Raw genomic sequence first — 10,285 nt, forward strand, 5'->3', positions numbered from 1 at the left:
GAGAAAGTTTGAGATTACTTTACCTCCAGGGAGCGATAAACTTTAGTAGCATAAAAGTTAACGTGATGACAGATGGTAAGGAGAAATCCTTCATCATAAGAGAGTTGTCTACTTGTTTTCTTAGTCAGGGTAAAAGAGTGTGTAGGGTGTGAGGATTATCAGCCGCGTACAGTTGTAACTAATAAGTACGTTTGGCAAATATTTAGGGTGGAAACACTTAAAGTTGTAAGTGGCAAGTGGGAGCCAAAGCAAAAAATAAACCTTGGGTTGAGTTTTCGATCCAAGGTTTACTTTTGGCAATTCACCTGTTACTAATTTCCCATCTTAAATTGCTGAGAAACTATCATTAGTAAAAGACCTATGGCAGAGTCAAAAGAACAAAAATTACAACCACCACAGCAACAGCAACCACCTGGTGCTGAATCAGAAATGACGCCAAAACCTAAAACAGAAAATGAAAAGTATAAAGGTAGTGGCAAGCTCCAAGATAAAGTAGCATTGATTACGGGTGGAGATAGTGGCATTGGTCGTGCTGTAGCGATCGCTTATGCTAAAGAAGGTGCAGATGTCGCGATCATTTACCTCAATGAACACGAAGACGCCAAAGAAACCAAAAATTTAGTAGAAAAACATGGGCGTCGGGCGTTAGCGATAGCAGGCGACATTACTGATGAAACCTTTTGTCAACGAGCAGTACAACAAACAGTGGATGAGTTTGGCAAACTCGACATTCTCATCAACAACGCTGCTGAACAGCATCCACAAAAAAGTATTGAAGATATTAGTAAAGAGCAGCTGCAACGCACTTTCAGTACTAATATTTTCTCTATGTTTTACCTAACAAAAGCAGCGCTGAAACACTTACATGAAGGCAGCGCCATTGTTAATACTACATCAGTAACAGCTTATAAAGGTAATCCACAACTACTTGATTACTCTTCCACAAAAGGTGCGATCGTTGCTTTTACTCGTTCTTTATCCCAAAGCTTAGTCGAAAAAGGTATTCGCGTTAATGCTGTTGCACCTGGCCCAATTTGGACACCTTTAATTCCCTCAACTTTTCCAGAAGAGAAAGTTGAAACTTTTGGTAAACAAGTGCCAATGCAAAGAGCCGGACAACCAGAAGAAGTTGCACCAAGTTACGTATTTTTAGCATCTGATGATGCTTCTTATATGTCTGGTCAAGTCTTACATCCCAATGGTGGAGAAGTAGTGAACGGTTGAGTGAAAAGTTAAAAGTAGAGACGCGATTAATCGCGTCTGTGCAAGAGTTAGGAGACGCGATTAATCGCGTCTGTTAGGGGTTTTTAATTCTTAACTCCTAACTCTTAATTCTATCCCCCTCGTCTTCCATTGGAGGGATGAGAGAATACTCAAAGACTGATAGTCTATCTACCAGCAAACATTTTATAGCAACTAGATACATCTATGGCTTCTCCTACACAATTGCATGGCACAGAATTAGTAGATTGTGCTAGAGCAAATGCCAAGCAAGGAATTGAAACTGCTGCTTATCAATGTGGCTATGGTAATGATCTCAACAAATTTGCACGAGAACTTAGGCAAGCCTGTGAGGAAATGAATTTACAAGTTAAGGAACTCAGCGAACTGATTACTGACCAAGATTTGATATTGCAATTAGGTACTGGCGAAATCGTTGCCCCAGATACAGAATCAGAATTATGAAATTAGGAGTTAGGAGTTAAGAATGAGGAGTTAGGAGTTAATAGTAAAATTCATACCTCATAACTCATAACTTTAAAATTACCCGTGCCAAGTTGAAGTAAATCAAAACCCCCAACACATCAACCGCTGTTGTGATGAATGGCGCTGACATAAGAGCTGGATCTAAGCGGAGTAAACGGAATAAAAACGGCAGTGCAGAACCGGATATAGAAGCTAAAACAGAAATAGCTACTAAACTTGTACCCACAGCGATCGCCACTTCTAAACTTCCTTGGAGAAAGAAAGCCCATACAGTAGCGATCACACCTAACATTACTCCTAATAATGTCCCAGCGATCGCTTCCCGCCCAACTACCTGCAATGCACCAAGCGATCTGATCTCTTCAGTGTTCATCCCACGAATTACAACTGTGGAAGACTGGGCCCCTACATTTCCACCAGTACCAGTCAGTAAAGGGATAAACGCAGTCAGCGTCACTACTTTTGCCAAAATATCTTCTTGCGACTTAATAATTGTTCCTGTGATGGTATTGGTTATCAGTAAAACTAACAACCACACAACCCGCTTGCGGGCAACTTCTAGCAAATTCATCTGAAAATAGTTGTCTCCCCCCGACTGCACACCACCACCCAAAGCATAAATATCTTCAGTAGTTTCCTGTTGCAGAATATCAATGACATCATCCACCGTCACAATGCCTACTAGACGATGTTCTCGATCTACTACAGGTACAGCCAGAAAGTCATATCTTTGTATCAATCTTGCAACTTCTTCCTGATCTGTGTCAGTGTGGATAAATACCACATCACGGGTCATAATATCGCCAATTGTTTGCTCTGGTTGAGTTGTCACCAACTCACGTAGTGATAAAATCCCTGTTAAGCGCCTTTCCGCATCAGTAATGTAAAGGTAATAAACCATCTCGCTGGCATTAGCTAAGTTGCGAATCCGCTCTAATGCTTGAGATACCGTAAAATTTTCTTTAAGCGAAATTAACTCTGGCGTCATAATTCGCCCAGCAGTATCAGCTTCATAACCCAAAAGTTGGGCTGTGGCTTGGCGTTCCGCTGTACTAAGTTGTTCTAACAGACGATTAACGACTTTTGCCGGCAACTCATCAAATAACCTAGCCCGGTCATCCGGCGACATTTTATCTACAATGTCGCGCACATCTTGACTTCTAAGTTCTTCAATTAGCCTTTCTTGAACGCTGTAGTCGAGATGTTCATAAACCTCGATTGCTTCGTCTTTAGAAAGTAAGCGAAAAGCTAAAGCGTGCATTGCTTCGGGCAAACCCTCAATTGCTTCGGCAATATCCGCAGGTTGTACAGGAACCAAAATGGCTTTTGCCCCCTGTAAATCCTCCACTTCCAGCAGCATTTGCAGCTGAGTCCGCACTAAATCTCGCAATTCCCTGCGTGAGACATTCTGGAGGGTAGAAATTAAATTATTCGTCTCAGTCACAGTCTACTTTCCTCAGCCAGTTTGAACAAGGTTGCTGCCCCTAGTCTAGGGGAAAGTGGCAATGTACAACCTCAAACTTGTAATTTTTCCTACTTGGGGTTAGCTGTCTATCTCTGTTATTTTTAATGTTAAAGATATCAATGGCAGCCAGGACAAGGCTTCTAGGTAGTGGAAAAGTCTAGAAACCTTTCTCGCAAATCTCAATAGTCTTTTCAATGTAAAGAATGTGGTGCGTAGAAGGCGTTGCTGAGTGAGAATATGAATTTGTTTCACGCAGAGGAGCCACTGCGTTGCGCGGGTTTCCCGCGTTGTAGCAAGTGGTGTCGCGCTAAGACGCAGAGAGCAAGAATTGAGAGTACCCGATTTTTGCATTTCATATCTAAATTCAGCAACGCCGCGTAGAAGCGTAGCGCAAAGCTAAAGATACAGATTGACTCTTCCACATAACATGAAAAGTCAGATGTTTGTATCAGGTAGTTAGTGAAACTGAATATTTAAGCTACTTTTACTCAAGCTCTACGCTCATACTTGTGTACAAAATAACACAATTTATATTTACTTAGGTGTAAATAAACATCACTAAATTATAAACAAGTAAAACTAAAAAATCCTTTTAAAATAAAATTTTTACCTATGTTACAATATTTTTTATATTTAGTTTATTTGCACTTATTTATTAAAAACTTACTATATTTTGTGTAAAAAATGCAACTATTTTCAAGTAATACGGAAATATTAAATTAATCATTAAAAATCAAAAGATAAACAATTTAATGTATCTTGTTTTGAACTTTGCATAACAGCATTTTCCTTCATAGTTTTTTTATATACTTAGCAAGACAAGTCTCAGAAAAAGCCGCAATTATCCTGTATTTTTGTAATTTTCATTCCAAATTTATAAAAACTTTTATATATCTTTAAAAAGTTACCTACAAATATAAATATTTAAACAATGTTCAAAAAAAAAATAGATATATTCCCGGATATAGTGTCAAATGTATGTGTATTCGGTTAAGTTAAACAAGTTAATTCTGTATAAAAATGTGAGAATGCCAAAATTTTGGCATTCTGTATGCTTAAATGTATGTCTAATCTTACTAGGCATAACTTTACTTTTGTATTCACATGGTTGTATTTTAATTAGCTGAGAAAGTATTAAAAGAAGTTATTAAATACAAATGCTAATGTGAACTTCTTAACTGTAATAACACCTAGTAAATTAGTCCATATACATTTAAACTTTTAAATTTAAATGTATATGGAACAGAGAAATTATTAATATTGAATATGTTTAGTGAAACAGGTAACAAAGTCTTTAAGCCTTAAGCCCAATTCACTAAAACTGATTTTTAATTGATAAATAATATTTTAAAAATTCATCTTTATTTCTAATTTAAGGTATATTTTCATATATCTATCTAAGGTGTATTTTCATAAATATATTGACTAAAATATATTAGTTTTAAATGCTGTTAATAAATAGATTTATTAACAGCATTTATATTGAAATATATATTTATTATTTCAATTTAGTACTCAAATTTTCCCAAAAATTAGTTCAGTTAAAAAAACATCCTGAAGTATTAATTAGGATGCCATTTTTATGAGAATTTTGAAGGGTACATCTCAATGAATAATACCATCACCAACAATCCATTAGATCCCAATCCAAAAACGGCAATAGTAGTTTCACCATCGTCTTTAGATACAACTAACCAGGGACAAGTTAAAACTTCTGCTAGCTCTAGCGAAAACACCACTCTACAAGCTAACGACAGCACAATTCCCCAGGGAAACGGACTAAAAGGAGAGTACTACGACAATCAAAATTTCACCAATCTCAAGGTCACTCGTGTAGATTCAACAGTGGACTTTAATTGGGGTCTAGGTTCTCCAGATAAATCTATGGGGGCTGATAGCTTCTCTGTACGTTGGACAGGTCAACTAGAAGCCAAGTACAACGAAAGTTACACTTTCTATAGCAAAAGTGATGATGGTGTGCGGCTGTGGGTAAACGGTCAACAAATCATCAATAACTTTGTTAATCAATCTGCTAAAGAACTCAGCGGTACAATCGCACTAGAAGCAGGTAAGAAGTACGATATTAAACTTGAGTACTTCGAGGGTAATGTCAACGCTCTTTCACAACTCTCTTGGGCAAGCGCCTCTCAGTCTAAAGAAATTATTCCCAAGTCCCAGCTTTATACTGATGTTGCTCCTCCAACTGCCATAATAAATGTTTCCAATCTGACTACAAGTGGTGGCAACACTTATACTTTCAATGTTACTTACAATGATGATACAGCCATTAAAGTTGCCACTCTGGATAATAACGATCTACTTGTAACTGGGCCTAATGGCTTCAGCCAACTGGCAAAATTTGTCAGTGTGGATGACAACAGCAACAATAGTTCTCGGACTGCAACCTACAGCATCAATTCTGTGGGGGGAAATTGGAATGTTTCTAACAACGGTAGTTATGCGATCGCACTTCAAGCGAACCAAGTTAGCGACCTTAACGGCAATTTTGCCGAAGCTGGTACTGTAGGTAGTTTTAAGGTTGATATAGCTGGTACAGGTACGGGACTCAAAGCAGAGTACTACGACAATCAAAACTTCACCAATCTGAAGGTCACTCGCACAGATCCGACAGTTAACTTTAACTGGGGTGTTGGTTCTCCTGATAAATCCATAGGTGCTGATAGCTTCTCTGTGCGTTGGACAGGTCAAGTAGAAGCCAAGTACAACGAAAGTTACACCTTCTATACTAAAAGTGATGATGGTGTAAGACTGTGGGTAAATGGTCAACAAATCATTAATAACTTTGTTAATCAATCTGCCAAAGAACTCAGCGGTACAATCGCACTAGAAGCAGGCAAGAAATACGATATTAAACTTGAGTACTACGAAAATGCTGGACAAGCTATTTCTCAACTTTCTTGGTCAAGTGCTTCTCAATCTAAAGAAATTATTTCCAAGTCCCAACTTTATACTGATGTTACTCCTCCAACTACCATAATAAATGCTCCCAATCTGACTACAAGTGGAGGCAATACTTATACTTTCAATGTTACTTACAGCGATAATACAATCGTAAATGTTGCGACTTTGGATAGTAACGATTTACTTGTGACTGGGCCTAACGGGTTTAGTCAACTAGCAAAGTTCGTAAGTATAGATGACAACAGCGAGAATAGCCCCCGCACTGTAACCTACAGCATTAATCCTGTGGAGGGAAATTGGAATGTTTCTAACAACGGTAGTTATGCGATCGCACTTCAAGCTAACCAAGTGAGCGACATTAACAGCAATTTTGCCGAAGCTAGCACTATAGGCACTTTTAAAATCAATATCGCTGGCACGGGTACGGGACTCAAAGCAGAGTATTACGACAATCAAAACTTCACCAATCTGAAAGTCACTCGCACAGATCCAACAGTTAACTTTAACTGGGGTATTGGTTCTCCAGATAAATCTATAGGGACTGATACCTTCTCTGTACGTTGGACAGGTAAGGTAGAAGCTAAGTACAGCGAAGCTTACACCTTTTACAGCACTAGTGATGATGGTGCGCGACTGTGGATCAACGGTCAACAAATCATCAATAACTTTGTCAATCAAGGTGCTAAAGAAGTAAGCGGCACAATCGCACTGGTTGCCGGACAGAAATACGATATTAAACTTGAATACTTTGAAGGTAACGTCTACGCACTTTCCCAACTCTCTTGGTCAAGTACCTCTCAGTCTAAGGAAATTATTCCCCAGTCCCAACTATATTTACCAGTTGTTCAACCCACTATCACTTTGGGCCCATCTGTAACGACAGTGCGCGAATCCAATACTAATGCAAGCATTACTGTGCTGCGAAGCGGTGATGATTTAACTAAGACATCTTCAATCAACTACGCCACCACAGCTGAGACTGCTACAGCAGGGGTTGATTATATTGAAACGGCTGGAACAATCACCTTTGATCCCGGAGAGACTAGCAAGCAAATTACCATTCCGATATTGAACGATTCATTAGCAGAACAAGATGAAACCTTTGGTTTAGTTATCGACCAGTCAGAAGGGGCAGACTTAGGAATCCAGAGAACTTTAGGCATTACGATTCAAGATGATGATCGTCTTGATGTCGTTTTCTCCAAACCAAGAGTTAATGAGAAAGACAGTACTGCCACAGTAACAGCTACACGGGGTCAAAGTTCAGAAGTTGCTAGTGTGAATTACACAACTGTGAACGGAACTGCTATTGCTGGATCTGACTATCAATCTGTATCTGGAACCTTAAACTTTGCTGCGGGACAAAACAGTAAAACCATAACTATCCCGATTATTAATGACACCGTTGGGGAAGCAAATGAAACGTTTACTTTGAAGTTCAGTAATGCAGTTGGAGTGGGGCTGAATATCGAAGATACGGCTGTGATTTCGATCACCGATGATGACCCTGGTAACTTTGTTAAAGAAACTGTGGTTTCTGGGTTAAATCAACCTACAGCTTTTGATTGGTCACCTGACGGTCAGAAGATGTTCATTGCCCAAAAAGATGGGGTAGTGAAGGTGTTTGACAATGGCAAGTTATTAACAACCCCATTTATCGATATTTCTCAACAAGTAAATAATGTACGCGATCGCGGTCTATTGGGCATTGCCGTACATCCAGATTTTCTCAATAACCCCTATGTCTACCTGTTGTTCACCTACGATCCACCAGAAGTCTATACCAATACTACCGCCAGTAAGTTAGACGATGCCGATCAGCTTGGTAATCGTGCTGGGCGTCTGATTCGGGTGACAGCTGACTCCAAAACCAACTACACCACTGCCGTCCCTGGTAGCGAAGTTGTCCTGCTAGGCAAGAATAGCACTTGGGAGTATATCAGTCGCCCAGATGCTAATAGCACAGGTGTTAATGCTAACAACACCCTTAACTTTGCACCATCAGGAATTCTCAACTCAAATGGTCAACTATTTGCCAATACCCAAGATTATTTAGATAATCTCAATAACATCACCAACGTCCAGGACTTTATTGCAACTGATAGCGAATCTCACTCAATTGGTACTGTACGCTTTGGTAGTGATGGGTCTCTGTTTGTTGGCGTCGGCGATGGTACTTCCTACAACCAAGTAGACCCCCGCGTACTTCGCGTTCAAGATGTCAATAATCTGTCAGGCAAGATCCTGCGGATTGACCCGATTACTGGTGAAGGCTTATCAGATAATCCGTTCTACAACAATGATCCCAATAGCAATCGTTCCAAGGTTTATAACTTAGGTTTCCGTAACCCTTTCCGCTTCACTATAGATAAACGAAACAATACCCCCATCGTCGGTGATGTGGGTTGGAGAACGTGGGAAGAGGTAAATATTGGCAAAAAAGGAGCTAACTTCGGCTGGCCGTACTTTGAAGGTGGTCTTGATGCCGCTGGCAATCCCGTCAATCTCAAACAACCAGACTATGGTGCTAACCCAGCGACCTCAGCGTCAGCCACAGCCTTTTATAATAGTGGCTCACCTGTGACAGCAGCGGCTTACACATACAAACATTTTGGCTCTAATGCGATCGTTGTAGGCGATCTTTACACTGGCACTACTTTCCCCTCAATCTATCAAAATGCTTTGTTTGTTGGTGATGCCAGTCAAGGAACTATTGATACTTTGACATTCGATAGTGAGGGCAAAGTTGTCTCAGTTAGACGGTTCGCTGATTCTACTACAGATCCAAACTCACCAATCGTCTCACCTGTGCAAATCACTACTGGCCCGGATAGCAATTTGTACTATGTCAGCTTGTACACAGGAAAAATTGAACGCTGGAGACCTGTTTAAAGACCAATATCTTTGGAATTAAAAGAATTTACACGGTGTAAGAGACGTTGCATTGCAACGTCCCTACTGTATTTTGCTCTATTTCCTTTTTATCCAACTTGATGAAAGCTGACTAAAGTTATACCAATTCAATTGATGATTGCAACACATCTTTATGGTGAAGGCGCGATTCATCGCGTCTCTACAGATGGGCTATTTGTTAGATTCTTTTTTCAAATTGGTATTAGTTGAGAATAGATTTTATAAATATAAATCTAATAGTAATCAGCAAAAAACTTACCCAGGACGCGCTAAAACATAATCGCGAGTACGGAAATCAATAGCGCTAGTAAAGATTTTATTTGTAGTACCAAATTCAAGCAGTTGAGTAATACGATGTTCATTACTGTAAAAGAACGCCGTAAAATCAGATAGACGAGTAACTTGCTGCATATTATGAGTGACAATCACAATTGTCAACTCAGAGCGTAAACTATGGATGAGATTCTCAATTTTCATGCTCGCGATCGCATCAAGACCTGAACAAGGCTCATCCATTAACAGAATTCTCGGTTTGACTGCTAAAGCACGAGCAATACATAGTCTTTGTTGTTGTCCACCAGAAAGCTCTAAAGCTGATTTATGCAGCTTATTTTTTACTTCATCCCAAAGATCAGCGGCTTTAATAGCAGATTCGACAATCTCATCTAATTCTACTTTTGGATGCCATCCTACTAATTTCACCCCATAAGCAACATTATCGTATACGCTCATCGGAAAAAGATTTGGTTTGGGGAAAACCATACTAATTTGGCGACGTAACCGATTTAAGTTAACACGACGCTCATAAATATTTTGACCAAAAAACTCTACCCTCCCTTCAACCTTTACTTCTTCTAATTCACTCATCCGATTGAGCGATTTCAAAAAACTAGATTTGCCACACCCACTAGAACCAATAATTGTTGTAACTTGGTTTTGGTAAATATCCATCGACACGCTTTCAATTATCTTTTGAGTGCCGTAATAAAGGTTAAGATTCTTGACTTTGATGGCTGGAATTAGTTTACCCATATTTCCAAAACGTGTAAAACCCAAAACGCGTAAAGCAAATCTTGACTAAGCAAATTAGCACAAATTAGCAGCGCTGCTACACTATTTTACGCTTAAAGGCTTAATTTTAAAGCGCTTGTAAATAAATACGGCTAATATACGGTTAATATCAGTATGTATTAAATTTTGTTCCTGAATTTACTGTTTATTACTAATTATTAGAATAATAATTAGTAATAAGTTAATTTTTTTTGTTTGCAAAATTAC

Annotated in this window: 5 protein-coding genes; 3 read left to right on the forward strand and 2 right to left on the reverse strand. The window is 39.1% G+C overall.

The window, feature by feature from the left end; genetic code table 11:
* Positions 1-360: 360 nt before the first annotated feature.
* Together WKK05_RS26335 and WKK05_RS26340 are read left to right on the forward strand one after the other, a co-directional pair.
* Positions 361-1,224, forward strand: coding sequence for an SDR family oxidoreductase (locus WKK05_RS26335; RefSeq protein ID WP_341525989.1), 864 nt, complete (start codon positions 361-363; stop codon positions 1,222-1,224).
* A gap of 204 nt (positions 1,225-1,428) precedes the next feature.
* Positions 1,429-1,686 (forward strand): hypothetical protein, encoded by a 258-nt coding sequence (locus WKK05_RS26340; protein WP_341525990.1) that lies wholly within the window; start codon positions 1,429-1,431, stop codon positions 1,684-1,686.
* 64 nt (positions 1,687-1,750) lie between these two features.
* Here the strand turns inward: WKK05_RS26340 and mgtE are convergent, their stop codons facing one another.
* Entirely contained in the window at positions 1,751-3,151 is a 1,401-nt protein-coding gene (mgtE, locus tag WKK05_RS26345) for a magnesium transporter (RefSeq protein WP_341525991.1), read from the reverse strand.
* Between the two features lie 1,629 nt (positions 3,152-4,780).
* On the opposite strand from mgtE, the gene WKK05_RS26350 reads away from it, so the two are divergent.
* Positions 4,781-8,986, forward strand: coding sequence for a PA14 domain-containing protein (locus tag WKK05_RS26350; protein ID WP_341525992.1), 4,206 nt, complete (start codon positions 4,781-4,783; stop codon positions 8,984-8,986).
* Positions 8,987-9,262: 276 nt separating this feature from the next.
* Here the strand turns inward: WKK05_RS26350 and WKK05_RS26355 are convergent, their stop codons facing one another.
* On the reverse strand, positions 9,263-10,039 hold the full coding sequence (locus WKK05_RS26355; protein ID WP_341525993.1) for a phosphate ABC transporter ATP-binding protein: 777 nt from the start codon (positions 10,037-10,039) through the stop codon (positions 9,263-9,265).
* Positions 10,040-10,285 lie beyond the last annotated feature (246 nt).

This window comes from Nostoc sp. UHCC 0302, from assembly GCF_038096175.1.
GTDB lineage: Bacteria > Cyanobacteriota > Cyanobacteriia > Cyanobacteriales > Nostocaceae > UHCC-0302.

Coding starts and splice junctions, on each gene's coding strand:
- WKK05_RS26335 (WP_341525989.1), top strand. CDS start 361: ATGGCAGAGTCAAAAGAACAAAAATTACAACCACCACAGCAACAGCAA.
- WKK05_RS26340 (WP_341525990.1), top strand. CDS start 1,429: ATGGCTTCTCCTACACAATTGCATGGCACAGAATTAGTAGATTGTGCT.
- WKK05_RS26350 (WP_341525992.1), top strand. CDS start 4,781: ATGAATAATACCATCACCAACAATCCATTAGATCCCAATCCAAAAACG.
- WKK05_RS26355 (WP_341525993.1), bottom strand. CDS start 10,039: ATGGGTAAACTAATTCCAGCCATCAAAGTCAAGAATCTTAACCTTTAT.